Genomic DNA, 25,994 nt, shown 5'->3' on the forward strand with positions numbered 1-25,994 from the left:
AAGAATTTGCTTGGCGACCATAGCGTTTTGGACCCACCTGATTTCCATGCCGAACTCAGAAGTGAAACGAAATAGCGCCGATGGTAGTGTGGGGCTTCCCCATGTGAGAGTAGGACATCGCCAGGCTTTAGTTTTATTTTCACTTTTTCGAAAAGTGAAGACAAAAGCGGACACTTGCTTATTAAAGCGAGTGATACCACTGCGGAGTGGTAGTTCAGTTGGTTAGAATACCGGCCTGTCACGCCGGGGGTCGCGGGTTCGAGTCCCGTCCACTCCGCCACTTATTTGAGGGTCGTCTCAATAAACACGAATTACAGGGGTGTAGCTCCAATTGGCAGAGCAGCGGATTCCAAATCCGCGTGTTGGGAGTTCGAATCTCTCCACCCCTGCCATACTCTGAAGCCTCAGCAGTAATGCTGGGGCTTTTTTGCATCTGAAGAAAAGAGAAGCTGACTAGTTGGAAGAGTTGTCGACTCCTCTGATACCAAAGTATCGGGGGATTGAAAGCTCATATCTCCGGGATATTGGTCCACTTCACCTATCCCCCATGTTCATAAGCTCTGGCTTAGGTCAGGGGCTCTTTTATTTCTAACGAATATGTCTTTTATTTCTAACGTATAGTTCCGATGTCAGGTGTATGTTTATCCAGCGAATATGGCATACCTTTGCTTCAGGTAGATTTATTTTCTAGTAATGTAATTACTAAATGTTGATGTATCGCTTTGTTCTTTCTGGTTTACCTTCGAATTTCATAACACTTTTTCTTCGTTATCGAGCACATCTGATTCACAATTTATTGAAAAGTTACTGGTTACATTGACTTGGATGATTACTGACTTGGTTCCTGTTATCATCATGCATTAATGCTAATAATTAGGAAGTAAGTTTATGCCACATTTTCGATTCCGTGCTGTAGAGCCACAAGCTGTTCAGGCATTATCAAAACCCCTTACGGATGAACTTCAGCCTCTAATGGACTGTCCGCGTGAGGATTTTACTTTTGAGTATATCTACACTACGTTTTTCAATGAGGGTGAGGTGAGTGCTGCATATCCTTTTGTCGAAGTGCTTTGGTTCGACCGTGGTCAGGAAGTGCAAGATGAAGTTGCCAAGCTTATTACGCAACAAGTGCGCGGTATCGCTGGTGCCGATATTGATGTTGCAGTTATCTTTTCCGCCTTATCTCCTAAAGCTTATTACGATAATGGCGAACACTACTAAAGGTTAAAGGCTATGAGGCAGAGTTTCATTGTAACTTTGGGTTTATGTTTCTCAGCTTCAGTATGTTCTACTCCTTGGGAGTCTGCGGTTAATCCTACCCGAAACTCTTCCTCCTCTATTGGTAGTTATGCTAACGGTTGTTTAGATGGTGCATTACCCTTGCCTCTCGATGGCGTTGGTTATCAAGTCTTACGTAGTAAAACGAAGCGCTACTATGGGCACCCTAAAACGATAGAGTTTATTGAAAATCTGGCGCTTAAAGCTCACCAAAATCTCAACACCACTCTGCTGATTGGTGATTTGTCTTTACCTAGAGGTGGAAGGTTCTCCTCTGGTCATTCTAGTCATCAAACCGGGTTAGATATCGATATTTGGTTAAGACTTGCTGACCAACCGCTTTCTTATAACGAATTACAACTTCCTAAGCCCATGAGTGTGGTGGATTTAAAAGGTTATTCCATACTTAATCATCGCTGGGAAGAACGACACTTTAAACTAATTCGGTACGCTTCAAAAAGTAAGGATGTTGCACGAATTTTTGTACATCCTGTTATTAAGGAGCAACTTTGCTTGCAAGAAAACGGCAAAGATCGTTCTTGGTTACGTAAAGTGCGTCCATGGTGGGGGCATCATTACCACTTTCACGTCAGGTTGTCTTGTCCTGATTCGAGCGACTATTGTGTTGATCAATCACCACCTCCAGTAGGCGATGGCTGCGGTGCTGAGCTTGCAAGTTGGGCCCCGAAAGCGAAACCTATTGATATCCCTCCACGGGTAAAAACAACCTCTAAGCCCAAACGAAAAAAAGTCGTTCCACCTCAATGCTTGCCGCTTATCAATCCTAATTAGTGTTACTCTTCAGGTTTATCTGTACTTGGTGATCTCTTTTATGAAACTGGAGAAACATCATACTTTTGTCTACATTGAATAGTACCAATACAAAAACTAACCCAATTAGTTTTGGGGACATATTATAGAAATCTAAATTAAACAAAGAGTTGTAGTATGGGGAAGTTGTAACTTCTCTGTTTAGAAAAAGATCTTTCGTCGCGATACTCTGGTTTCTTAGCAATATGTCTGTCAGTTGGCTAAAAAGCGATAACAACGCAGACAAGTGTGTAAGGCAGGGATATGCCCTTTTCCTGTTAGAAGAGTAAATCAAGGACAAAACCATGACTATGATTTGTGCAAAAGAATTTGCAGAGTGGTTAAGACACAGATTTAGCAGTGATACTAAAGGAGTCTCTTTGACTCGAGAGGATGTGAATCACCTGACTGGGCGTCAACGCCTTGATCCGGGTTTTGTTAATGATGTGCATTATGAGCTGATGCAATATGGAATGGCTTTCGTTACTGATACGAGCCGAGAAAACTTTTATTTAATACCTGTTTCTCAAGCGGAAAATTGGCGTGAGAGACTAGAGTATCATTTTGAAAAAGAGCTATTCTGCAATATTATCCCTATTGAAAAATCAGGTTGAGAAAAGGTTCAACTTTGATGTCAAAGTTGAACCTAATTGCTCTTATGCTAACCCTTGAATAATCACGAATTTTTCAAGCAACTGCTCTTCAGTTTCGACATGGTTCGGATCAGTGATTATGCATTTTGTAATTGGACACACTGACTGACAGGTCGGCTTTTCGTAATGCCCCTTACACTCTGTACATAGCGCTGGATCAATTTCGAAAATGCTCTCTCCCATACTGATTGCCCCATTGGGGCATTCGGGATCACACATGTCGCAGTTAATGCATTTATCAGTAATGAGCAAGGCCATGGTTACTTACCAGTCGGGTTACGGGTGTCCTGCCCTGAGTTTAGATTACGCATTAATAGGCCATATTCTAAATCTAGCTCTGCTGGTACTGGAATGAATACAAAGTGACCGTTTCCTTTCGCGTCTTCAATAGACTCTGATTTGCGGTTTTCCATTGCCTCTAGCGTGAAAACAATATTGCCTTTTGGCGTCATTAGCTCAAGGCTATCACCGACAAGAAACTTATTTTTTACTTCTACTTCAGCCATGTCACCACGACGTTTGCCAGTGAATTCACCAACAAACTGTTGAGCATCAGAGACTGAGTAACCGTAATCGTAGTTTTGGTAAGTATCGTGTGTATGACGGCGTAGGAAGCCTTCAGTGTAGCCACGGTGAGCTAGGCTTTCTAGTGTACCCATTAGGCTTTCATCGAATGGTCGACCTGCTACAGCATCATCAATTGCTTTACGATAAACTTGAGCGGTACGTGCGCAGTAGTAGAACGATTTAGTACGACCTTCAATTTTCAATGAGTGAACACCCATCTTAGTTAAGCGTTCAACGTGCTGAACCGCTCGTAGGTCTTTAGAGTTCATGATGTAAGTACCATGCTCATCTTCGTAAGCCGCCATTTTTTCTTCTGGACGGTGCGCTTCAGAAAGCAGAACTACTTCATCTGTTGGTTTGCCGCGACCAATTGTGGTTTCAGGGCGCTCGTCTTGTACTTCGACAGGCTGTGCTTCAGTCGGGTCGAATTTCTCTACGATATCACCAGCGTCGTTTTCTTTACCCTCTTCAACTTTGTATTCCCAGCGGCATGCGTTAGTGCAAGTGCCTTGGTTAGGGTCACGTTTGTTGATATAGCCAGAAAGTAGGCAACGACCTGAGTAAGCCATGCATAATGCACCGTGAACGAATACTTCAAGCTCAGTTTCAGGGCAATGCTCACGAATTTCTTCGATTTCTTCTAGAGACAGCTCGCGAGAAACGATCACACGTTCCACGCCATTCGCTGCCCAGAACTTAACGGTCGCCCAGTTTACAGCGTTTGCTTGTACAGAAAGGTGAATTGGCATTTCTGGGAAAGCTTCACGAACCATCATAATTAGGCCTGGATCTGACATGATCAATGCGTCAGGACCCATCTCTACGATTGGCTTAAGATCACGGATGAACGTTTTTAGCTTCGAGTTGTGTGGTTGAATGTTACATACCACATAAAGCTTTTTGCCTAGGGTGTGGGCTTCATCGATACCGATTTTTAGGTTCTCGTGGTTAAACTCGTTGTTACGTACGCGAAGGCTGTAGCGAGGTTGGCCAGCGTAAACTGCATCTGCCCCGTAGGCGAATGCGTAACGCATGTTTTTCAGGCTGCCCGCTGGAGATAGTAGCTCAGGCACGAATGCTTTCTCAGTTGTCATTGCTCAATTCTCTTTTATCTGATCACAAGTCAGGCCAATTCCACCTAATGGAAATGGGGCGCAAATTTTACGTCAAAATGTGAACTGTGACTAGGGTAATTGTGCTTCAGATAGAAAAACACCCTCAAAAAAAGTGAGGGCGTTATGGTTAACCTTTATACAATATTATGCGTTAGGATTCGGTAAGCCGCCTAGCGCGTCGTATAGGTTGGGAAGGAAAGCACTGAACTCTCCACACATTAGAGAGAAGTCTGCATCAAATCGAGCTGCTTGATCTTCACGTGGAATATCATCGTTTTGATCTTTCAATTCATCAGAGAATTTTAGACGTTTGATGCCCGCATCTTCCGTCATAATGAACTCAATACGATCTTGCCAATTAAGCGCAAGTTTCGTCACGACTTTATCCGCAGCGATGTGGTTGCGGATTTCATCAGTGGTTAGCTCTTGCTTCTTACAGCGAATCACACCACCTTCTTCAAGTACGGATTTTAGCTCAGCTTCGTCCATTATGCTGATACCTTGAGGTGTGTCACCGCTTTTCACCCACTCGGTTAGCGTAGTTTCAATCGCCACTTCTGGAATAGCAGGAACAACAGGTAGACTACCCATGGTTTTACGAAGCAATGCTAATACATCTTCTGCTTTTTTATAGCTGCTTGCATCAACAAGGATAAAACCTTCTTTTGGCATGATGAGCACGTGAGTGTGGCTGCTGCGGCTGAATGCGCGCGGCAGTAAATCCATTACGATGTCATCTTTCAGATTGTCTTTCTCTTTCTTCTTCAGAGGACGACCTTCTTGCGCTTCCATTGCTTCTACTTTTGCATTCAATGATTCTTTGATCACAGAGGTAGGTAGCATTTTCTCTTCTTTCTTGGCGCAAATCAGAATGCGGTTTTCTGACACGTGAGTCATCATATCGCCATGTCTACCCATTGCACTGACCCAGCCAAATTTCTGTTTGTCTTGACTGCCACACGGGGTGAATCGGAATTCAGACAGCTGAGTTTCTAGTTGTTCGGCGTTAAAAGTAACCTCGCGGTTAACGCGGTATACCAGACAGTTTTTAAACCACATAAATCTTCTCTAGGCTTGATGACAAGGGACTAATCATAGGGAATTTTTGTGCTGATGTCTTAATAGAAATGAAAAATATCCGAATGAACCTCAAAAGAAAGTTATATGAAAATTTGTTTTCAAAGGTCACAAAAGTGTCATAATTGGTAGTGATAATGCTTATGCAAAGAGAGGCGCTTTGTCTCTTAAATTCATTAGCTCAACGAACATAAGGTTACTCAATTATGTCTAGAAGGATTCTGGTTGTTGAAGACGAAGCTCCTATTCGCGAAATGCTGTGCTTCGTACTTGAGCAGAAAGGTTACCAAGCGGTAGAAGCGGAAGATTACGATACTGCAGTAACCAAACTGGCTGAACCCTTCCCTGATTTAGTTTTACTGGATTGGATGTTACCAGGCGGTAGTGGCATTAACTTCATCAAACATATGAAGCGAGAGGAATTAACGCGCAACATTCCAGTTGTGATGCTTACCGCTCGTGGTGAAGAAGAAGATAAAGTGCGCGGTTTAGAAGTCGGTGCGGATGACTACATTACCAAGCCATTCTCTCCTAAAGAGTTGGTTGCACGCTTAAAAGCGGTGATTCGTCGCGTTACCCCGACTGCACTAGAAGATGTAATTGATGTACAGGGATTGAAGCTTGACCCTGTATCGCACCGTGTTACGGCTAATGATGCGCCATTAGACATGGGTCCAACAGAATTTAAGATGCTTCATTTTTTCATGACGCATCAAGAACGCGTATACAGCCGTGAGCAGCTATTAAACAATGTTTGGGGCACTAACGTGTATGTCGAAGACCGTACGGTCGATGTTCACATTCGCCGCCTGCGTAAAGCATTGGAAGCTGCAGGGCATGATAAGCTGATCCAAACTGTTCGTGGTGCTGGATACCGCTTCTCGACGAAGGCATAAATGAACACGCAGCTTATCGGTACCATTTCTGGAGTTATGAGTGGTTGAAAGATTAACGTGGAAAAAGCTGGCTTGGGAGCTGGCTTTTTTTTACACCCCATGGGTGATAGTAGGTTGGATATTCGGTTATATGCCGTGGTTGCTTTTGGCTGCTACGGCATTGCAGCTTGTGTGGCATTTGCATAACCAAGTACGTTTATCTTCTTGGTTATGGGATGAAAAACGCCTCACGCCACCGTCAGGTAGCGGTAACTGGGAATCTTTGTTCAATGGGTTGTATCGCTTACAACAGCGCCAACGCCGCAAACGAAAAGAACTTACTAATCTTATTCGTCGATTCCGAAATGGTGCAGAATCGCTACCCGATGCGGTAGTGGTATTCCGTGCTGAAGGAAATATTGTTTGGTGCAACAAGCTGGCTCAGCACTTACTGGGCTTCCATTGGCCAGAAGATTCAGGTCAACCTATCTCCAATCTCATTCGTACACCTGATTTTATCAAGTACCTCAACAAGAAAGACTTCTCAGAGCCATTAGAAATGCGTTCACCACTCAACGTCGAACGCATGCTGGAATTGCGTATCGTACCGTATACCGAGGGTGAGCACTTGATGGTAGTGCGTGATGTGAGCCAATTAAAACAACTTGAGGGAATGCGTCGCAACTTCTTTGCCAACGTATCTCATGAACTGCGTACACCAATGACGGTGCTACAAGGTTATTTGGAGATGACTGAAGACCCTGATATGGTCGTGGGTCCAATGTGGAGCAAAGCTCATGGTGTCATGACGGAGCAGCTTAACCGCATGAACAGTTTGGTGAACCAACTACTGACACTATCTAAAATTGAAGCGGCACCTATGCATGAGCTTGAGGAAGTCGTGAATGTGCCCGCGATGCTTGAAGTGTTAGAAAAAGAGGCGGTTAGCCTTAGTGGGGACAACCAACATCAATTGAAATTTGATGTTGATGCTAGCCTACGCGTGCTGGGCGATGATGACCAGTTACGTAGTGCTATCTCTAACCTCGTTTATAATGCCGTCAAATACACACCACCTGGTGCGAACATTAATGTTCGTTGGTTCCAGACCTCTCAAGGCGCATGCTTAGAGGTGGAAGATAGTGGTGATGGTATTGAACCTCAGCACCTACACCGACTTACCGAGCGCTTTTATCGAGTGGATAAAGCAAGATCACGTGATACTGGTGGAAGTGGTTTAGGGCTTGCCATTGTAAAACACGCGCTGAGTCACCATGACTCTCATTTAGAAATTCACAGTGAAGTAGGCGTGGGTAGTAAGTTTTCTTTCGTATTGCCTGAGCGTTTGGTGGTGAAATAATGGCTTTACGATTGGCAAAAACATTCAGTTTATTCGCGCTTGTTTGTTCCTGTATGGCTGGCGCTCAAGATAAACCATTGCCGACTTATCATAAAACGACGGGGATTGTCGGGAACTTGCTCTCTGTTGGCTCCGATACACTTGCGGGTATGACAACGCTTTGGGTTGAAGAGTTTAAATCCATTTACCCGAATATTAATGCGCAAGTCCAAGCGTCTGGCTCTTCTACTGCCCCTCCAGCATTGACTGAACAAACAGCTCAGTTTGGTCCCATGAGCCGCCCTATGCGTTTAAGAGAGGTTGAAGCGTTTGAACGTGAACATGGCTACAAGCCAACGGCGCTTAGGGTAGCCATCGATGCAATCGGTATTTTTGTTCATCAAGATAATCCAATTCAAGGGCTTAACTTTAGTCAATTAGATGCTTTGTTTTCTGCCACGCTACGCTGTGGTGAAAGTCAATTTGTAACAAACTGGCAGCAACTCGGTCTTGAATCACAGTGGGCAAAGCGAAACGTCCAGTTGTTTGGTCGTAACTCCGTTTCTGGAACTTATGGTTACTTCAAAAGTAATGCATTGTGTGGCGGCGATTTCAAGACTCGAGTTAACGAGCAGCCAGGCTCCGCGTCAGTTGTGCAAGCTGTAGCGTCAACCATCAGTGGAATTGGTTATTCCGGTGTCGGTTATCGAGTGGCAGGCGTGCGCTTAGTCCCTGTGGCTAAAATGGGAAATGACTACGTGACTCCAACGCGAGAACATATTGTTAGTGGTAAGTACCCACTATCACGTTACTTATATGTTTACGTGAATAAGCACCCTGATTACCCATTAACACCAATTGAAGCTGAGTTTATTCGCTTTATCTTTTCTGCTCAGGGACAAGCGTTGGTTGAGAAAGATGGTTATGTGCCCATTACGGCAGACTTTGCAGAAGAAGAGTTAAAAAAAGTCGGCCTGTAAGCCGACTTTTTATTTAGGTATGAAGAGTACGAGATCAGAAAGTGAGTGTCCACTTCGCGCTGTCCCAACGTTCTTGTTCTTCCTGTAAATCCGCGTGAAGTAATTTATTGTTTTCTAGCCATGCTTCATCTGTGCATGTGAGAATCCATTCGTCATTTTTGATAGATAAGGTGATATCAGGCAATGGATCTTCATTACGCTGCCCATTTAATACGATAGAAAGTCGTAATATTTTGATGAGGCTTATAACGTCACTCTGTTTATAGAGGTTGAAATCTGGTAGTTCTTGCAATTTGAGCGCTTTACGCTGGAAGCGAGCTAATGTTGCAAGCACTAATTGCTGCTCACGGTTGAAACCTTGTAGGGTGGAGTGCAACAGAATATAAAAAGAGTGGCGATGGAAACTACGCAAGTTGATACTTAATCCGACTTCATGAAGCAACGCTGCCCATTCTAGTAAGTCAAATAACTCACTCTTTTTCTTAATGCCTAGTTCAGAGCGTACCTGACATAACATCTCACGTGCATGCCCCTTAACACGAGCGGCATGCTCTAAGTCGACTCGGTGCTTGTTGGCTAAATTTTCTGTGGTGCGCATGCGAATATCGGAGCGTGCGAAACGTTCTTCCATTTCGTACAACAGGCCTTCGCGTAGAGCACCATCGGAGAAAAACATTTGCTCAATGCGAAGCGCTTTGAAAATCGCGGACAAAATCGCTACGCCTGCTGCGAATACGGGTTTACGTTCTTCTGTTAGACCCGCCAGCTCAATATCTTCAATGGAATCAAATTTACACAGAGTTTCGATAAGTGTATCCAGTCGACTCGCTGTGATCAGGCCATCTTCAAAACCTAATCCTACTAGCACTTCTTGAATCGCCTTGATGGTTCCTGATGAGCCGAGGGCAATATCCCAGCCCTTTTTACGATATGTTGAAGCGATGGACTCGAGTTTTTGTTCGGCAGCTAACATCGCCTTGCTGAAGTTTTTTCCTGACAGTTTGCCGTTTTTAAAGTATTGCTCTGTAAAACTGACACATCCCATCTGTTTACTGTTGAGAAGCTCAGGCTCAAATTCTTGTCCAATAATCATTTCGGTACTGCCGCCTCCGATATCGATGACTAGTTTGGAGTTGGATTCTACTTGAGTGTGCGCGACGCCTAAGTAAATCAGGCGGGCTTCTTCTTCTCCAGGGATAATTTCTATCGGGAAAGGCATCACTTCTTTCGCACGCTCGATGAAAAGGTGGGCATTTTTAGCGCGTCTTAGTGTGTGTGTGGCGGCGATACGTACATTTGACTCATCAAGCCCTTGCAGCCTCTCAGCGAACATGGCTAAGCATTCTAGCGCACGCTCCATTGCGGCGTGACTTAAGTTCATTTCACTGTCGAGTCCTGATGCTAAGCGAACACGTTGTTTATGACGACTAACCAGTTGTAGGTCACTGCCAACAACTTTGGCCACCACCATATGGAAACTGTTTGAGCCGAGGTCTATCGCGGCAATGTAGCGAGTATCTTGTTCAAGTATTTGAGGCATCTGAATTTTGTTTTCTAGTTTGCTTTTCTATATTTTTAAGATAGTCATAGATAGCGATTTGAGAGCGAACTTTTTTGCGATTACCTCGTGGTACGTAAGCGTTACTCATTTCTTTATCTATTAAACGAGCCTTTACTGTATCGGTAAAATGGATATTCGTTATATCAATAATTCTCTGTTTCAAACGTGGATCACGGACTGGTACTGCTACCTCGATACGGTGATCAATATTTCTTGTCATCCAGTCTGCGGAGGAGATATAAACTTGCGGATCGCCATCATTGTGGGTGATCACCACGCGAGGGTGCTCAAGAAAGCGGTCAACAATACTGATGATGCGAATATTGTCGCTGATCCCCTCAATGCCCGGTACTAATGAGCACATACCTCGAATGATCATGTTTATTTTTACACCGGAAGTACTTGCTCCATAAAGCTTATTGACGATGCCTTTATCGACTAGGTTATTGACCTTGATCGTAAGAGCGGCTTTTTTCCCTAGCTTGGCATTCGCAATTTCATTATCAATTAAGCGGTAGATTTGGGTTCGAGAATTACGAGGAGATACCATAAGGTGATTGAACTTCACTGGTCGGTATGGATTCTCAATGTAACCGAAGACATTACGGACTTCATTAGTGATTTCTTGATCTGCCGTAAGCAGGGAGAAGTCGGTATAAATTCGTGCCGTCTTCTCATGGAAGTTGCCTGTGCCGATGTGTGCGTAGCGAATAATTTCTTCACCTTCGCGGCGGCTAATCATCAGTAGCTTTGAGTGAATCTTAAGACCAGGCGCACCAAAGATGACGTGCACACCCGCTTCGGTTAATACTTTTGACCATTCGATATTGGCTTCTTCATCAAAGCGAGCTTGCAGTTCGACGACCACAGTGACATTTTTGCCGTTGTGCACCGCATCAATTAAAGAGTTCATCAAGCGAGAATCTTTCGCGACGCGATAAATGTTAATCTTGATACTAAGTACTTTGGGATCGAAGGAGGCTTGGCGCACTAACTCACTAATATGGTCAAAAGTGTGGTAGGGATAATAGAGCAGAATATCTTTCGCTTTAATCGCGTCAAAGCTGTTGGCATAACCTTCGAAATCGGCACATTTCATTGGCGGGAGAGGTTTATTTTCAAGATATTCTCGTCCAACATTTGGAAAGCCGATGAAGTCTTTAAAGTTGTGATAGCGTCCGCCGGGGATAAGGTTATCGTAGTTAGAGATATTAAGTTTGTTACACAGAAACTCTAACATTTGAGGCGGCATATCGCGTTCGTAGACGAAGCGAACGGGCTTTGCTGTCAGTCGCTGATTGACACCCTCTGACATTTGTTCAAGCAAGCTGTACTCGATTTCATTGCGTAAATCGTATTCAGCGTCACGCGTCATTTTCATCGCATAGCCGCTAAGCTCATCATAATCAAAAAAGCCTTTGAACAGCTCGTCCAAACAGTGGCGGATAATATTATCAAGTAAGATGATGGTTTTTCGACGCTTTCCTTTCTGTTCTGGTACCATCACAAAGCGGGGAAGGTGATCGGTCGGAATTTCGATCAGAGCGTACTGGTAATGTTCTTCTTTACGCAGTTCTACGGCGATGTAAGCGTACTCGTCTTTGAGAAATTGCAGAACATCGATCTCGTCTTTCATTAGGAGGGGAGTGATATGCGGCATTACCTCTCTACGGAAGTATTTTGCGATCCACTTTTGTTGCGATTCATCCAGTTGTTGTTCGTTGACCAAGAAAATGCGACGTCGTGCCATTTCTCGAATCAATTCGCTGTAAAGCTCATCAAATTGTTCGTTAAGCTTTAGTGCTTTCGACTGCATTTTGGTTAACAGTCGTTTAGGGCTATCACTGCCACCGCGCTCTTGGCTGATTAGGATTCTGCGCTTCACGTCCGCAAAGCGTACTTTGTAAAATTCATCTAAATTGTTGGAAAAGATCCCAAGAAAGCGAATACGTTCGATCAAAGGGACGGTTTTATCGGCAGCTTCTTGTAATACTCGTTCGTTGAAAGACAACCAACTCAGCTCTTTTTCTATATATAGTTTTTCTGCGCTCATAACCTTACCTAGCCAAAAGTGAAGTAATACGTACTCATCTTGGAAAAATGGATGAGTGAGAACATTATGAGATTTTCATTACAGATTTATTTCATACCACGCATTGCATAAGAGTTGTATTCTTTTCAGGTGTTTAATGTGATCTGTAATATAATTGTCATCTTAACGACATATTCTAGTACTAAGTCAAAAAAGGTAGAGATTTAAATGGCACAAGCCGAGTTTTCATTGCAGGAAAAAGATAAGAAACGACTGATAAAAGATCGTTTAGTTCGACTTGCAGTGACATCCGGTGGTGTCGGCGTACTCGCGGCGCTTATTTTGATCTTTGTCTACCTCGCCATGGTGATCATTCCGCTTTTTTCTGATGCGGAGATCAAAACCAACCAAGCCATTCGAGCCACTCATATTGAAACACCACTTGCGATTTCAGTGGATGATTACGCTCAGCTTGCGTTCGTCCTAACCCAAAGTGGTGAGATTCAATATTTGTCGATGGACGATCCTACGAAACCTGCGGTGTATAAACAGCAAATCGTCCAGAAACCCGTCGCTTTCTCTCAATCTGCTCCTGGGCTAGGTTGGTATGGATTTGTTGATGGGCAGGGTAAAGCGAGCCTTTTCAAGCCAGAATTTAATGCCACATTGAGAGAAAATACACGTCCTCCGGAAGTGATTGAGCTAGACACCAGCATGGATCTGACACTAAGTACGCCTCAAGATCCTGTGACTCAGTTTGTATTTGCAGCTTCGACGCCCTTACCAACGGTTGTTTGGCAGACGCAAAGCGGTGAAGTGAAAGCTCGCTGGCAAGTGGCTTCGTCTTTGGGTACGTCTCCTACAACGATCGATTTTACGTTCTCTTCAGGCTTTAATACGCCTCAGCAAATGTTGTTGACACCTGACGGTGAAACGCTTTATTTGCGCGATGGCTCTGAGTTGATCGTGTTAAAGAAAACCGCACGTAAATTTGCTGTGCGAGAGGTGGTCGATCTCACTCAAGGTGATAAGAAGCATTCCGTTCGTACGATAGACTTATTGGCTGGTGCTTACTCGCTTTTGGTGACGCACAACGATGGTCGGGTGTCGCAATGGTTTGATACGCTGCAAGAAGAAAAACGCACGTTAACGCATATTCGTGATTTTAAATTGGCATCAGAGCTTAAGTATTTGTTGCCGGATTCTCATCGAAAAGGATTTTATAGCTTTTACACCAACGGCACGTTGCAAAGCCATTATACAACCAGTGAAAAACTGGTGTTGTTTAAGCGTGCGTACAATCAAGCGCCCGCAATCGCAGCAATGTCTAACAATGAACGCTACTTAATCACTTGGCAAAATAATGCGTTAAATGTTGCGGAAGTGGACAATGCCTATCCAGAAATTTCATTGTCCTCATTATGGCAAGAAGTGTGGTACGAAGGGTATCCTGAGCCTGAATTTGTGTGGCAATCGACTTCGGCGAGCGATAACTTTGAGGCTAAGTTCAGCCTAGTACCTATTGCGTTTGGGACGATAAAAGCGGCGATGTTTGCGATGCTGTTTTCAGTACCGCTCGCAGTGCTAGGTGCTATTTATACGGCTTACTTTATGTCGCCACGCATGCGTCGTGTCGTAAAACCGTCGATTGAGCTAATGGAAGCACTGCCGACGGTGATCATTGGTTTCCTCGCGGGGCTGTGGTTCGCGCCTATTGTCGAAGATCACCTGATTACGATCGTCGTTATGCTGTTTGTTTTGCCCTTGAGCACCATGATTATGGGCGGGCTATGGGCATTAATACCGCAACCTTTGCGGAATCGTCTGCCTAATGGTTGGCATGCTTTAGTGCTCATGCCTGTCATATTGGTACTGATTGGGCTTGGAGTGTGGATTTCGCCTACGATTGAGCAGACGTTCTTTGGTGGCGATATGCGCTTATTCTTAACCGAGCATGGTATTGGTTACGATCAACGCAATGCATTGGTGGTGGGGCTAGCGATGGGGTTTGCTGTTATCCCGACGATTTTTACCATTGCCGAAGATGCCATTTTCTCTGTACCGAAGCATTTATCGGATGGCTCTTTGGCATTAGGGGCCACGCCTTGGCAAACTTTAATCTATGTTGTCTTGCTTACTGCAAGCCCAGGTATTTTTTCTGCCATTATGATGGGCCTGGGACGCGCCGTTGGCGAAACCATGATTGTGTTAATGGCAACGGGCAATACGCCATTAATGGATTGGAATATTTTGGAAGGATTGCGCAGCCTGTCGGCGACCATCGCCGTTGAGTTGCCAGAGTCGGAAGTTGGAAGTTCGCATTATCGCCTGCTATTCCTAGCTGCATTGATTTTGTTTGTGTTTACGTTTGCAGTAAACGCGCTTGCGGAGTGGGTTCGTCAGAGACTGAGAGATAAGTACCGTGCGTTGTAACAATGGTTTGAATAAAGAGCGAGTAATAACGTGTTAAATTGGATTCGTTCTGGCGCACCGTGGATATGGCTAACAGGCGGTGCAGTCAGCATCAGTTTGTTGTCGGTATTAGGGTTGTTACTCCTTATCGGCTGGAAAGGCCTGACTTACTTTTGGCCAGCGCCCTTGTATCAGTGGAATGTTGCAGCGCTGACTCCTGTACAAGGTGAAGTGCTACATGAAAATACTATTCTGATTGGTCAAGTGTATGAGCGCAGCTTTGTACCGAAGAGTTATTTGCCTGAAAGCGCAGCACAACAGTTAGAAGACGATGAAGATTTTGCCACGCGACTCAACATCAAAATCGCTAACCGAGAGTTGTATCCCGCCGATTTTATCTCCGTATTGCAAATGCAGTTGGATGAGCCCACGACGCCAGAAGAGTGGGCGGTGATAGAGCGCAGTAGCGGTGGTTATTTCTTTGGTAAGCTGGTGGCGTTTCAAGATGGTGATAATATATACACCAGTGATATTCAATCGGTACTAAATAAAAAGCTTGATGATGCAGAAACTCTGCGCCATGAGATTGATTCTTTGGTGGTCGATCAGCTTAAAGAGCTTGGTTGGAAGCTAGAGCAGTTGCGATTAGAAAAGCGCAAGCATGAATTGAATGACACGCTGACAGAAAGCTTCTTAAACGAAAACCAGACGAAAAAAGAGCAGATAGAAAAAGCGCTTGCGACGTTAGATTTGCAACTTGATGGTTTACGACTTCAGCTCTCTGACTATGCCTTGATTGTCGAGGATATGACGGGGTCACAAGTATCGATTCCGCTCGAAGACATTTTGGACTACTGGTATCCAAACCAAATGTCACTGCCTGATAAAGTCATGCATTGGGGAAAACAGGTTTGGAAGTTTTTATCTGAAGATCCAAGAGAGTCTAACTCCGAAGGAGGCGTGTTCCCTGCGATATTTGGTACGGTTTTCTTAGTACTCATCATGTCGATCATTGTGATGCCACTCGGGGTGATCGCCGCTATCTATCTACATGAATACGCTAAGAATAACGCTCTAACCAGAGTTATTCGTATTGCGGTTATAAACCTAGCGGGTGTTCCATCGATTGTTTATGGCGTGTTTGGTTTAGGTTTCTTCGTTTATACGATTGGTGCCTCTATCGACAACGTATTCTATGCGGAGAAGCTACCGGCACCAACCTTTGGTACGCCGGGTTTGTTATGGTCTGCACTAACTCTTGCCGTGCTGACGCTTCCAGTTGTGATTGTGACTACTGAAGAAGGTTTAACTCGTATTCCGAGCTCAGTACGACATGGTTCTCTGGCGCTTGGTGCAACTCAGTTCGAAACACTATGGCGTGTGGTTTTACCTATGGCGACGCCAGCTATTATCACAGGTTTGATCCTTGCGATTGCACGTGCAGCTGGCGAAGTAGCGCCACTGATGCTGGTGGGGGTCGTGAAATTGGCATCCAGTTTACCGGTTGACGGACAATTCCCTTATGTGCATTTGGATAGAAAGTTCATGCATTTAGGTTTTCACATTTACGATGTTGGCTTTCAAACCTCCAACATCGAAGCGGCGCGACCATTAGTTTATGCTACCTCTTTCTTACTCGTGACAGTGATTGTCGGGCTAAACTTAACAGCAATCAGTATTCGCAATAATTTACGAGAAAAATACAGAACGTTAGGACAAGATTAAGTATGTTTAATTTTGATAGTACATTAGGTTATGAGCCACCATTGGACGTTCATAATTTAACGGATGAACAAACAGCCATCTCAATCGAGAACCTTAATCTGTTCTATGGTCAAACTCAGGCGCTGCATGATATTTCGATGCGAATTCCCAAAGGGCGAGTCACCGCTTTTATCGGTCCTTCAGGGTGTGGAAAGTCGACGTTATTACGTTGCATCAATCGCATGAACGACTTAGTGGAAGGGTGTCGAGTCACAGGCAAAGTGCGTCTCCATGGCAAGAATGTTTATCATCCTAATGTCGATGTTGCGACACTTCGACGCCGAGTGGGGATGGTGTTTCAAAGACCCAATCCATTTCCTAAGTCTATTTATGAAAATGTAGTTTATGGCTTACGCTTACAAGGTGTAAAAAACAGCCGCAGTTTAGATGACGCAGTGGAGCGATCCTTGCGCTCGGCGGCGTTGTGGGATGAGGTAAAAGACCGCTTGCATGAGAACGCATTTGGTTTATCTGGTGGTCAGCAACAGCGCTTGGTCATTGCGCGTGCGGTGGCGATTGAGCCGGAAGTCCTGTTATTGGACGAGCCAACATCAGCGTTGGATCCAATCTCAACTTTAACTATTGAAGAGCTTATCAATGAGCTGAAGACTCAATATACTGTCGTTATCGTTACCCATAACATGCAACAAGCGGCGAGAGTGAGCGATCATACTGCATTCATTCATATGGGTAAGTTAATTGAATACTCTGACGCGGACTCGATCTTCACTTCGCCAATGAAGAAACAGACCGAAGATTACATTACGGGTCGCTACGGTTAAGTCGCGACTCTATACGGAATAAGGAACATCATGCACTTTGGACGTCATATTTCAGGACAATTTAACGTAGAGCTAGAATCGATTCGTACTCATGTATTAACCATGGGAGGCTTGGTAGAGCAGCAGCTTTCGTATGCTATTCAAGCCTTGCATAAAGAAGACATCGAACTGGCGCGTAAGGTTGTGCGTGACGATCATAAAGTGAATGCGATGGAAGTCTCGATCGATGACGCCTGTACACGCATTATTGCTAAGCGTCAGCCAACGGCAAAAGACTTGCGCTTAATCATGGCTATCATCAAAACGATCACGGATTTAGAACGCATCGGTGATGTGGCGACACGCATTGCTTACGTTGCCATTGAAAGCCCATCATCAAAAGAACGACAATTCCAAGTGTCGTTAGAGCCTCTCTGCCGTCAGGCAATTAATATGCTGCATCAGGTTTTAGACGCGTTTGCCCGTATGGATGTAGAAGCGGCAGCAGAGGTGCACAAACAAGATGACAAACTAGACGCCGAGTATGAAGCGGTGATTCGTCAGTTGATGACTTACATGATGGAAGATCCAAAAAATATCCCTAATATTCTGCAAGTGATGTGGTCGGCACGCGCGATTGAACGCGTGGGTGACCGCTGCCAGAACATCTGTGAATACATTATTTACTTCGTGAAAGGGAAAGATGTACGCCATCTAGGTGATCAAAGTATTGATGACGTACTGAAGTAACTGACTTCAATAAATAGACCAGCTTTTAGGCTGGTCTATTTATTAGAGAGAAGGAAAGCACGTCAATATTTATCAGGAACGAAGGTCTGATCATCAATGGGCGCTCTGACGTAACCTTCTTTATTGAGTTCAGGTAATTCGATGGGTGAGTACTCAAGTGCTTTGTAATCAATCTGGCTTAGTAAATGACTGATACAGTTCAAGCGCGCTTTCTTTTTGTCATCAGAAGGGACGACCCACCAAGGGCAGCTTTTCGTGTCTGTATAGGCAAACATCTTATCTTTTGCTTCCGAATACTCCGCCCAGCGATGACGTGACTCCAAATCCATGGGGCTGAATTTCCAACGTTTGATCGGCGTATTAATTCGACCTAGAAAACGTTTTTCCTGCTCTTCGTCTGAAACCGAAAACCAATACTTAATCAGAATAATCCCAGAGCGTTGCAACATTCTCTCGAATTCAGGGCAAGAGCGTAAAAACTCCTCGTATTCGTCTGGAGTACAGAACCCCATGACTTTTTCGACACCTGCTCGGTTATACCAACTTCGGTCAAATAAAACGATTTCACCAGCAGATGGTAAATGAGCGACGTAACGTTGGAAGTACCATTGCGTTTTTTCTTTTTCTGTCGGTGCAGGCAGAGCTACTACGCGACAAACACGCGGGTTTAGCTTTTCTGTAATTCGCTTTATCACTCCGCCTTTGCCCGCAGCATCACGGCCTTCAAACAGAACCACCACTTTTAACCCTTTGTGTTTGACCCACTCTTGAAGTTTTACGAGCTCAACTTGAAGGTTTTTGAGCTCCTTTTCGTATTCCTTTTTCTTCAATTTAGACATACACCTTTCCTCACTCCTTGATAAACAATATGTTAGCACTCAAAAGCTATGCGCGTGAGGTTACGGTCGTCTATTTGAGAGCTGCTACGACATCGGTAATGGCTTGTGTACTTGTGATGGGGATTAAAAAATCATCGACATCGGATGCGCCCATTTTGCTTTGTTCAGCAACAAAGGTCATTTGGCTAGGGCGTGTGGTTTTGCCTGACAGATGGATTTCAGGAACTTGAGTGTCTTCTACTAACGCACGTACGTTACTCGCATTAACGCCAGCACCCGCCATGATTGCTATGCGTCCTTGGGCTTGCTTAACCAAAGCTCTAAGCACATCGATCCCTTGCGGTGCTGAAGGCGCAAGACCGGAGGTTAAAATACGTTCACAACCTAAGCTGATCACTTCTTCCAAAGCTTTTTCAGCGTCACGACACTGGTCAAAGGAACGATGGAAGGTCACGCCTAAGCCAAGCGCTTGAGCAAATTCACACAGCGCAGCCGCGTAAGGCATATGAATATCACCGTCTTGAGTGAGCACGCCGAACACGACACCGCTCAAGCCTGATTGGTGAGCTGCTTCAATATCCCAACGCATCATTTCGATCTCTTCTTCATTGTAGAAGAAGTCACCTTGGCGTGGGCGGATCATGGCATAAACTGGAACACTAGAAAGCTTAGCCGCTTGCTGCATAAAGCCATAACTGGGTGTTAGTCCGCCTAAAGCCAAAGAGGAGCAAAGTTCAATCCGAGTGGCGCCGCCAGCAATGGCGTAGTGCAGAGATTCAATATTATCAATACAGACTTCTAGGTGAGTAACCACGTTCATTTATCCTGCTAACGTTACAAATAAGTGTTGTGGCTAAGATATTAACAGGGCCAGTAAGCAGAATCTGTATGGAGGGGATGATAAATAGAGGTAAAGTTTACGCTAAAGCGTTACCTCATTTTGGCGGTTTATCTGAAGGAAAAAGAAAGCCCAGAGCAGAGGCTCTGGGCTTTGATAGGACTTTACTTAGACTGATTGGCGTTTGCGGTTTTCCGCATTAGCTTATTGCTTTATATACATCCAACCATCACACCCGTTGAGCTAGGGTGAAGGTCTATTATTTTTTGCCTAGGTCAGCTGCGTGCTCAGATAGGAACGCTGCAACACCTTTTGGAGATGCGTCCATACCTGCTTTACCTTCTTCCCATTGTGCAGGACATACTTCGCCGTGCTTCTGGTGGAAGTTAAGAGCGTCAACCATGCGTAGCATTTCGTCGATGTTACGGCCTAGTGGTAGGTCGTTAACTACTTGGTGACGTACAACGCCTTCTTCGTCGATTAGGAAAGAACCACGGAAAGCAACGCCTGCTTCTGGGTGCTCAACGTCGTAAGCTTTACAGATTTCGTGCTTAACGTCAGCAACTAGTGGGTACTTAACTTGACCGATACCGCCATCTTCGATAGCAGTGTTACGCCATGCGTTGTGAGAGAACTGAGAATCGATAGAAACACCGATTACTTCAACACCTTTAGCTTGGAAGTCAGCTAGACGGTTGTCGAATGCGATTAGCTCAGATGGGCAAACGAAAGTGAAATCTAGTGGGTAGAAGAATACTACTGCTTTCTTACCTTTAGTGAACTCTGCAAAGTTGAAGTTTTCAACGATTTCACCGTTACCTAGAACAGCTGCTGCAGTAAAATCAGGGGCTTGACGACCTACTAGTACCATTTTTTTGCTCCTAAAAAGTATGGTTAGCTCCAAACCGAATTCAGTTGTGTCGGTTTGGTTCGTGTTTGTACGAGACAAACTATAGTACAGATTGTAGTATTGAAAAAAGCGAAATAAATAGATTGAGTTAATCGAAAAAAACGATAATAACAAAACTCTTAACTCGATCACTGGAACGGCGGTAGATACAAATACAATTATGAATAAATGGCCCAGTTTGAAGCAGTTACACTATTTAGTCACACTGCATGAAACAAGACATTTTAGTGACGCTGCAGAGCGTTGTTTTGTCAGTCAGTCGACTTTAAGTAAGGGTATTCAAAACTTAGAGGAGTTGATTGGCTGTCCATTATATGAAAAGAAAGACAAGAAAAGTCCACTGGTTTTTACCCAAACAGGAGAAATGGTAGTAAAGCAGGGGCGAGAGCTGTTAGCAAAAGGGCAAGATTTGGTCGAGCTTGGACGTATGTGCCAAGGCGACGATATGCAAGGCCAGCTAAAAGTAGGATGTATACCAACAATTGCTCCGTTTTTACTGTGTGATTTGGTACAAGAGGTGAACTACCGTTTTCCACAACTGAATCTTTTATTAAGAGAAGACACGACGACAAACTTACTTCAAGCGCTCAGACATGGTGAGCTGGATGTGCTTATTTTAGCGTTACCAGTCGAAATTGATGGCATGGAAAGCCGAGTAGTGGGTAAGGATCCGTTTCGAATGGTTATAAGCGCTAATCAAGCCCAATCGGTCCCTGTGCCGATTCGTTACGCGGATTTACCTGACGAATCCGTCTTTCTACTAGAGAAAGAACATTGCTTAACGGAACATGCGGTATCAGCGTGTAAATTAACAGACAAAGAAAAAATCAATCCGTTTACGGCAACCAGCCTCCATACACTGGTGCAAATGGTTGCGAATGGTTTGGGAACAACGTTCATTCCTCAAATGGCTATCGACCATGGCTTGCTGCATAACCAGAATTTAGTCGTGATCGATCCTCCAGGTAAACAAGCTTATCGCGAAATCGGCTTAGTTTGGCGTCCGAGCTCGTCAAGAACGAAAACATTTAATCAACTTGCAGAAGTCGTTTCAGAGCTGCTTTAGCTATTAGTATTAGCCCTTACTTCTCCATTATTTATCTAAAAGCGCACTGGAAACAGTGCGCTTTCTAGTATTTTATTCTGCTGGTAAACTTTGACTTGTAAAATTTTACAGCTCTTCTTTGATGAAGCTTTCATAAAATAGTGAAATTTCACAATGTTAATTTTACACAAAGCCCTGCATGTCTTGTTTGACCCCTGTTTAAATCCATCTCTTCAGCCCTTGTGAATACAAGGTGTTTGTTTACCTGTCAATATTCATACGCTTGTTTGAAATTATAAAGCGACTTTAAATTTAATGTAATTTTATTACGTAATAACTTACAAAATAAGGCGCTTGATAGATGGTTTTTACCTTGCGGAATAAAACTTTGAATTTTCTGTTTTGTTTATATTAGGGGTTTCACTAAACCCTTTGTTGATATAGCTTATTTAAAGGCCGATACGACTTATGTCTAGATTGAAAATACACGTAGCATTACGCAATCTATCGGCATGGCTAGACGAGTTGAACACAAAGTTAAAGGATGTAATTTGTTGTTCATAACTTACAAATGTAGCTTTACGCTGACTGCCCAAGATTGATAAAGCACGTTAAGGATGAATGATTATGCTTGCTCAGACAGAACAAAAAACACAACAACTAAAGCAAACCCAAGGCATGCTTGAGGTGAATGGAGTCGTTGCTCCAGAACATCAAGCAATTTTCCCTGTTGAAGCCCAAACCTTTTTATCTCTACTGTGTGAAAAATTTGCCGGACGTGTTGAACAGTTGCTGGAAGCAAGAGAAGAGAAGCAAGCACGTATTGATGCTGGTGAGCTACCAGATTTTCTACCAGAGACACAAGACATCCGTGAAGGAAGTTGGAAGATCCTAGGAATCCCACAAGATCTGCAAGATCGCCGTGTGGAGATTACCGGACCAACTGACCGCAAGATGGTGATTAACGCACTGAATGCGAATGTAAAAGTGTTCATGGCAGACTTCGAAGATTCAATGTCTCCTGCATGGAGTAAAGTGCTGGATGGTCAAATTAACTTGCGCGATGCTGTTAATGGCACCATCAGTTACACCAATCCTGGCAATGGCAAACATTATCAGCTGGAAGATGACCCAGCGGTGTTGATCTGCCGTGTTCGCGGCCTTCATTTAAAAGAAAAACACGTTACGTGGCACGGTCAGATCATTCCAGGTGCGCTATTCGATTTCGCTCTGTATTTCTATAACAACTACAAAGCGTTACTTCAAAAAGGCAGCGGCCCTTATTTCTACCTTCCAAAACTGCAATCGCATCACGAAGCGAAGTGGTGGAGCGAAGTGTTCCATTTCACGGAAGACTATTTCGGTTTGGATACAGGCACCATCAAAGCGACTGTGCTGATTGAAACCTTACCAGCGGTATTCGAAATGGACGAGATTCTGTTCTCGCTTAAAGAACACATCGTTGGTTTGAACTGTGGTCGCTGGGATTACATCTTTAGCTATATCAAAACATTGAAAAAACACTCAGACCGAGTACTGCCAGATCGCCAAGTGGTAACGATGGACAAGCCATTCTTAAACGCTTACTCGCGATTATTGGTACGTACTTGCCATAAACGAGGTGCTTTCGCGATGGGAGGAATGGCCGCATTTATCCCAGCTAAAGACCCGAAAGAGAATCAAAAAGTATTAGACAAGATCCAGACTGACAAATCGTTAGAAGCTAACAACGGCCACGACGGTACTTGGGTGGCTCATCCAGGTTTGGCTGACACTGCTATGGAAGTCTTTAGTGCTGTGCTGGGTGAACGCACCAACCAGTTGGATGTGAGCCGTGCAGAGGATGCGCCTATTACAGCAGCTGAACTGCTTGAGCCTTGTGAAGGCGAGCGCACTGAAGGCGGAATGCGCCACAATATTCGCGTTGCGCTGCAATACATCGAAGCTTGGATTTCTGGCAATGGTTGTGTGCCGATTTACGGACTGATGGAAGACGCAGCAACGGCAGAAATCTCACGCGCCTCTATCTGGCAATGGATTCAACACGGCAAGTCGCTAGACAACGGATTAAAGGTCACTAAAGAGCTGTTCGAGCTCTATCTCAAAGAGGAGATTGAAGTCGTGAAGCAAGAAATTGGCGAGCAGCGCTACCATGCGGGTCGATTTGAAGAAGCAGCAGACTTAATGGCAAGGCTCACGACGAGCGATGAACTGACCAACTTTTTGACAGTTCCTGGTTATGACTACCTGGATTAATAAAGAATAACTGTAACACCAATAACGTGAAGGATTTTCAAGGCAGATAGGGAAGTACTGCCTGAGAACGGAAACTCAACGCACACGCATAAAGTGCAAATTATAAAGAGGGATAGACCAATGACTAACTTAACTCGCCGCCAACAAATTGAAGCTCTGGAAAAAGACTGGGCAACTAACCCACGCTGGAAAAATGTGAAGCGTACTTACACTGCCGAGGAAGTGGTGGAACTGCGTGGCTCTATGGTGCCTGCAAACACAATTGCACAACGTGGTGCAGACAAACTTTGGTCACTGGTCAACGGTAGTGCGAAAAAAGGTTACGTAAACTGTCTTGGTGCGCTAACGGGTGGTCAAGCCGTTCAACAAGCTAAGGCAGGTATTGAAGCGATCTATCTGTCAGGCTGGCAGGTAGCGGCGGATAACAACACCGCTTCGACGATGTATCCAGACCAATCTCTTTACCCAGTAGATTCTGTACCGTCAGTAGTAAAGCGTATCAACAACTCATTCCGTCGTGCAGACCAAATTCAGTGGGCTGCTGGTAAGACGCCTGAAGATGAAGGTGGTATTGATTACTTCCTACCTATCGTAGCGGATGCGGAAGCGGGCTTTGGTGGTGTGCTTAACGCTTACGAACTAATGAAATCGATGATCGAAGCCGGTGCCGCGGGCGTTCACTTTGAAGACCAGTTAGCATCGGTGAAAAAGTGTGGTCATATGGGTGGTAAGGTATTAGTTCCTACGCAAGAAGCTGTACAAAAGCTCGTTGCAGCTCGTTTGGCTGCTGACGTAGCGGGAACAACAACATTAGTTATTGCTCGTACTGATGCGAATGCGGCGGATCTCATTACTTCAGATTGCGACCCATATGATAAAGACTTTATTGAAGGTGAGCGCACTCAAGAAGGTTTCTACCGCGTTCGCGCGGGTATCGACCAAGCGATTTCTCGCGGTCTGGCTTACGCACCATATGCAGACTTGATTTGGTGTGAAACGGCTACGCCATGTTTGGAAGAAGCACGTAAGTTTGCAGAAGCAATTCACGCTGAATACCCAGATCAATTGTTGGCATACAACTGCTCGCCTTCATTCAACTGGGAGAAAAACCTAGATGCAGAAACCATTGCTAAGTTCCAACAAGAGCTTGCAGACATGGGCTACAAGTACCAATTCATCACGCTAGCAGGCATTCACAACATGTGGTTCAACATGTTTGAACTGGCACACGCTTACGCTCAAGGTGAAGGTATGCGTCATTATGTTGAGAAAGTTCAGCGTCCTGAATTCCAAGCGGCTGAAAAAGGTTATACGTTTGTTGCGCACCAACAAGAAGTAGGTACAGGTTACTTCGATAGAATGACCAATACTATCCAAGGTGGTAACTCTTCAGTGACAGCATTGACAGGTTCGACCGAAGAAGACCAATTCTAATTGGCAGAGAAACACTTCCTTAATCAGCGTCAGTAATGGCATTTTGAGCGGCAACCCTGCCGCTCTTTTTTCGTTTAACCGGTGTAAAAACGAAACTTACAACAAAGAGAATACGCTTGCGTACTATTCTTCCTGCTCGATTTCTTCAGGTTCCACTTCTTCTTGTAGTTCCAATAAGTTAATCGCAATCGTCACGAAGTCACTATCAGTAATAATGCCGACCAATCGACCTTTGGTGACAACAGGTAGACAGCCAACTTTATGCTTTTGCATATAGATAGCGCTCTCTTTGAGCCCCGCGATAGGCTCTGCCGTCATGATATTGGTGTGCATCATTTCGTAGAGCGGTGTGTCAAAAGTAAAAGATTGTTCAGCCTCATCTGGGTGCAAGCTCGATTCTTGAGCAGCAAGAATGTCGCGTTGAGTCACCAAGCCTTGTAAGTGGTTATTGGCATCAACAACCGGAATGTGTCGAATATCAAGCGCATCCATCATGCTTTTTGCATCACGCAAGGTGTGCGTGCGCAGTAAGGTATGAGGATTACGAGTCATCATGTCTTCAACCTTGATCATAGAGACCTCCAGCGGCATTGTCCTTCTCTTAAATATAGAGAATATTTTTCTGTATATCTGGGAGCTAACTCGTTTTTCATCAATTAAATAGCACAATGCTGATGGGCTGCGTAATCTGTGTTTTA

General features: G+C 44.5%; 21 protein-coding genes, 2 tRNA genes, 1 rRNA gene and 2 pseudogenes. 17 read left to right on the plus strand and 9 right to left on the minus strand.

Annotation, left to right across the window (positions count from 1 at the left end; genetic code table 11):
* Positions 1-9: 9 nt before the first annotated feature.
* The 6 genes from rrf (at position 10) to R7127_RS18640 (ending at position 2,702) form a co-directional block, all read left to right on the plus strand.
* A 5S ribosomal RNA gene (gene rrf, locus R7127_RS18615) occupies positions 10-126 on the plus strand.
* Between the two features lie 77 nt (positions 127-203).
* Positions 204-280 (plus strand) — tRNA-Asp (locus tag R7127_RS18620).
* 35 nt (positions 281-315) lie between these two features.
* A tRNA-Trp gene (locus R7127_RS18625) sits at positions 316-392 on the plus strand.
* A gap of 496 nt (positions 393-888) precedes the next feature.
* On the plus strand, positions 889-1,221 hold the full coding sequence (locus R7127_RS18630; protein ID WP_005381768.1) for a DUF1904 domain-containing protein: 333 nt from the start codon (positions 889-891) through the stop codon (positions 1,219-1,221).
* Between the two features lie 12 nt (positions 1,222-1,233).
* Positions 1,234-2,070 carry a penicillin-insensitive murein endopeptidase gene (gene mepA / locus R7127_RS18635; protein WP_064376922.1) on the plus strand — a complete coding sequence of 279 codons (837 nt, stop codon included), beginning with the start codon at positions 1,234-1,236 and terminating at the stop codon, positions 2,068-2,070.
* 323 nt (positions 2,071-2,393) lie between these two features.
* Entirely contained in the window at positions 2,394-2,702 is a 309-nt protein-coding gene (locus tag R7127_RS18640; protein WP_005381765.1) for a hypothetical protein, read from the plus strand.
* Between the two features lie 42 nt (positions 2,703-2,744).
* On the opposite strand, the gene R7127_RS18645 is transcribed toward R7127_RS18640, so the two are convergent.
* From R7127_RS18645 to rdgC, 3 genes are all read right to left on the minus strand, one after another.
* Positions 2,745-2,999, minus strand: a complete 255-nt coding sequence (locus R7127_RS18645) for a YfhL family 4Fe-4S dicluster ferredoxin (protein WP_005381763.1) — start codon at positions 2,997-2,999, stop codon at positions 2,745-2,747.
* 2 nt (positions 3,000-3,001) lie between these two features.
* Positions 3,002-4,402, minus strand: a complete 1,401-nt coding sequence (gene yegQ / locus R7127_RS18650) for a tRNA 5-hydroxyuridine modification protein YegQ (protein WP_064376921.1) — start codon at positions 4,400-4,402, stop codon at positions 3,002-3,004.
* A 165-nt stretch (positions 4,403-4,567) separates the two neighbouring features.
* Positions 4,568-5,482, minus strand: coding sequence for a recombination-associated protein RdgC (gene rdgC, locus R7127_RS18655; protein WP_064376920.1), 915 nt, complete (start codon positions 5,480-5,482; stop codon positions 4,568-4,570).
* Positions 5,483-5,706: 224 nt separating this feature from the next.
* On the opposite strand from rdgC, the gene phoB reads away from it, so the two are divergent.
* From phoB to R7127_RS18670, 3 genes are read left to right on the plus strand one after another with little or no spacing between them, the layout of a single operon-like run.
* On the plus strand, positions 5,707-6,396 hold the full coding sequence (gene phoB / locus R7127_RS18660; protein ID WP_005381752.1) for a phosphate regulon transcriptional regulator PhoB: 690 nt from the start codon (positions 5,707-5,709) through the stop codon (positions 6,394-6,396).
* Positions 6,397-6,436: 40 nt separating this feature from the next.
* Complete coding sequence (phoR, locus tag R7127_RS18665) at positions 6,437-7,735, plus strand: phosphate regulon sensor histidine kinase PhoR (RefSeq protein WP_172563366.1); 1,299 nt, start codon at positions 6,437-6,439, stop codon at positions 7,733-7,735.
* Complete coding sequence (locus R7127_RS18670; RefSeq protein ID WP_064376918.1) at positions 7,735-8,694, plus strand: PstS family phosphate ABC transporter substrate-binding protein; 960 nt, start codon at positions 7,735-7,737, stop codon at positions 8,692-8,694. The genes phoR and R7127_RS18670 overlap by 1 nt, the downstream gene beginning before the upstream one ends.
* Before the next feature lie 34 nt (positions 8,695-8,728).
* Here the strand turns inward: R7127_RS18670 and ppx are convergent, their stop codons facing one another.
* Positions 8,729-10,234, minus strand: a complete 1,506-nt coding sequence (gene ppx / locus R7127_RS18675) for an exopolyphosphatase (RefSeq protein WP_064376917.1) — start codon at positions 10,232-10,234, stop codon at positions 8,729-8,731.
* Positions 10,218-12,308, minus strand: coding sequence for a polyphosphate kinase 1 (ppk1, locus tag R7127_RS18680; RefSeq protein WP_005381748.1), 2,091 nt, complete (start codon positions 12,306-12,308; stop codon positions 10,218-10,220). The genes ppx and ppk1 overlap by 17 nt, the downstream gene beginning before the upstream one ends.
* Positions 12,309-12,515: 207 nt before the next feature.
* Between ppk1 and R7127_RS18685 the strand changes: the two genes are divergently transcribed.
* From R7127_RS18685 to phoU, 5 genes and pseudogenes are all read left to right on the plus strand, one after another.
* Positions 12,516-14,720, plus strand: a complete 2,205-nt coding sequence (locus R7127_RS18685; RefSeq protein WP_318142061.1) for an ABC transporter permease subunit — start codon at positions 12,516-12,518, stop codon at positions 14,718-14,720.
* A 30-nt stretch (positions 14,721-14,750) separates the two neighbouring features.
* Positions 14,751-14,982: pseudogene (locus tag R7127_RS27080) on the plus strand (phosphate ABC transporter, permease protein PstA); the annotation flags it as partial.
* A 65-nt stretch (positions 14,983-15,047) separates the two neighbouring features.
* A pseudogene (pstA, locus tag R7127_RS18690) lies at positions 15,048-16,424 on the plus strand (phosphate ABC transporter permease PstA); the annotation flags it as partial.
* A 2-nt stretch (positions 16,425-16,426) separates the two neighbouring features.
* A complete protein-coding gene (gene pstB, locus R7127_RS18695; RefSeq protein ID WP_005381745.1) occupies positions 16,427-17,245 on the plus strand; it encodes a phosphate ABC transporter ATP-binding protein PstB in 819 nt (272 codons plus the stop codon).
* Between the two features lie 30 nt (positions 17,246-17,275).
* The gene (phoU, locus tag R7127_RS18700; protein ID WP_005381744.1) at positions 17,276-17,974 is read left to right on the plus strand and encodes a phosphate signaling complex protein PhoU; all 699 of its coding nucleotides are present in this window, start codon (positions 17,276-17,278) and stop codon (positions 17,972-17,974) included.
* Between the two features lie 62 nt (positions 17,975-18,036).
* Here phoU and ppk2 read toward each other — a convergent pair whose 3' ends face one another.
* The 3 genes from ppk2 to R7127_RS18715 all read right to left on the minus strand — a co-directional run bounded on the left by ppk2 (position 18,037) and on the right by R7127_RS18715 (position 20,522).
* A complete protein-coding gene (gene ppk2, locus R7127_RS18705) occupies positions 18,037-18,813 on the minus strand; it encodes a polyphosphate kinase 2 (protein WP_047102160.1) in 777 nt (258 codons plus the stop codon).
* 70 nt (positions 18,814-18,883) lie between these two features.
* Complete coding sequence (locus R7127_RS18710; protein ID WP_132937069.1) at positions 18,884-19,627, minus strand: copper homeostasis protein CutC; 744 nt, start codon at positions 19,625-19,627, stop codon at positions 18,884-18,886.
* A 283-nt stretch (positions 19,628-19,910) separates the two neighbouring features.
* Positions 19,911-20,522, minus strand: coding sequence for a peroxiredoxin C (locus tag R7127_RS18715; RefSeq protein WP_005381738.1), 612 nt, complete (start codon positions 20,520-20,522; stop codon positions 19,911-19,913).
* 199 nt (positions 20,523-20,721) lie between these two features.
* Here R7127_RS18715 and R7127_RS18720 point away from each other — a divergent pair, with 199 nt between their 5' ends.
* The 3 genes from R7127_RS18720 to aceA all read left to right on the plus strand — a co-directional run bounded on the left by R7127_RS18720 (position 20,722) and on the right by aceA (position 25,296).
* Positions 20,722-21,627 carry a hydrogen peroxide-inducible genes activator gene (locus R7127_RS18720; protein ID WP_005383681.1) on the plus strand — a complete coding sequence of 302 codons (906 nt, stop codon included), beginning with the start codon at positions 20,722-20,724 and terminating at the stop codon, positions 21,625-21,627.
* A 606-nt stretch (positions 21,628-22,233) separates the two neighbouring features.
* Positions 22,234-23,862: a malate synthase A gene (gene aceB, locus R7127_RS18725; RefSeq protein ID WP_017820561.1), complete on the plus strand. Its 1,629-nt coding sequence runs from the start codon at positions 22,234-22,236 to the stop codon at positions 23,860-23,862.
* 120 nt (positions 23,863-23,982) lie between these two features.
* A complete protein-coding gene (gene aceA / locus R7127_RS18730; RefSeq protein ID WP_005381733.1) occupies positions 23,983-25,296 on the plus strand; it encodes an isocitrate lyase in 1,314 nt (437 codons plus the stop codon).
* Positions 25,297-25,419: 123 nt separating this feature from the next.
* Here the strand turns inward: aceA and R7127_RS18735 are convergent, their stop codons facing one another.
* Positions 25,420-25,869: a CBS domain-containing protein gene (locus R7127_RS18735; RefSeq protein ID WP_152560889.1), complete on the minus strand. Its 450-nt coding sequence runs from the start codon at positions 25,867-25,869 to the stop codon at positions 25,420-25,422.
* Positions 25,870-25,994: the final 125 nt, after the last annotated feature.

It is taken from the genome of Vibrio sp. 1159, assembly GCF_033340395.1.
Taxonomy (GTDB): Bacteria; Pseudomonadota; Gammaproteobacteria; order Enterobacterales; family Vibrionaceae; genus Vibrio; species Vibrio alginolyticus.

Bases quoted from the DNA above. Each gene is read 5' to 3' on its own strand.
- R7127_RS18630 (WP_005381768.1), top strand. From the start codon at position 889: ATGCCACATTTTCGATTCCGTGCTGTAGAGCCACAAGCTGTTCAGGCA.
- mepA (WP_064376922.1), top strand. From the start codon at position 1,234: ATGAGGCAGAGTTTCATTGTAACTTTGGGTTTATGTTTCTCAGCTTCA.
- R7127_RS18640 (WP_005381765.1), top strand. From the start codon at position 2,394: ATGACTATGATTTGTGCAAAAGAATTTGCAGAGTGGTTAAGACACAGA.
- R7127_RS18645 (WP_005381763.1), bottom strand. From the start codon at position 2,999: ATGGCCTTGCTCATTACTGATAAATGCATTAACTGCGACATGTGTGAT.
- yegQ (WP_064376921.1), bottom strand. From the start codon at position 4,402: ATGACAACTGAGAAAGCATTCGTGCCTGAGCTACTATCTCCAGCGGGC.
- rdgC (WP_064376920.1), bottom strand. From the start codon at position 5,482: ATGTGGTTTAAAAACTGTCTGGTATACCGCGTTAACCGCGAGGTTACT.
- phoB (WP_005381752.1), top strand. From the start codon at position 5,707: ATGTCTAGAAGGATTCTGGTTGTTGAAGACGAAGCTCCTATTCGCGAA.
- R7127_RS18670 (WP_064376918.1), top strand. From the start codon at position 7,735: ATGGCTTTACGATTGGCAAAAACATTCAGTTTATTCGCGCTTGTTTGT.
- ppx (WP_064376917.1), bottom strand. From the start codon at position 10,234: ATGCCTCAAATACTTGAACAAGATACTCGCTACATTGCCGCGATAGAC.
- ppk1 (WP_005381748.1), bottom strand. From the start codon at position 12,308: ATGAGCGCAGAAAAACTATATATAGAAAAAGAGCTGAGTTGGTTGTCT.
- R7127_RS18685 (WP_318142061.1), top strand. From the start codon at position 12,516: ATGGCACAAGCCGAGTTTTCATTGCAGGAAAAAGATAAGAAACGACTG.
- pstB (WP_005381745.1), top strand. From the start codon at position 16,427: ATGTTTAATTTTGATAGTACATTAGGTTATGAGCCACCATTGGACGTT.
- phoU (WP_005381744.1), top strand. From the start codon at position 17,276: ATGCACTTTGGACGTCATATTTCAGGACAATTTAACGTAGAGCTAGAA.
- ppk2 (WP_047102160.1), bottom strand. From the start codon at position 18,813: ATGTCTAAATTGAAGAAAAAGGAATACGAAAAGGAGCTCAAAAACCTT.
- R7127_RS18715 (WP_005381738.1), bottom strand. From the start codon at position 20,522: ATGGTACTAGTAGGTCGTCAAGCCCCTGATTTTACTGCAGCAGCTGTT.
- R7127_RS18720 (WP_005383681.1), top strand. From the start codon at position 20,722: ATGAATAAATGGCCCAGTTTGAAGCAGTTACACTATTTAGTCACACTG.
- aceB (WP_017820561.1), top strand. From the start codon at position 22,234: ATGCTTGCTCAGACAGAACAAAAAACACAACAACTAAAGCAAACCCAA.
- aceA (WP_005381733.1), top strand. From the start codon at position 23,983: ATGACTAACTTAACTCGCCGCCAACAAATTGAAGCTCTGGAAAAAGAC.
- R7127_RS18735 (WP_152560889.1), bottom strand. From the start codon at position 25,869: ATGATCAAGGTTGAAGACATGATGACTCGTAATCCTCATACCTTACTG.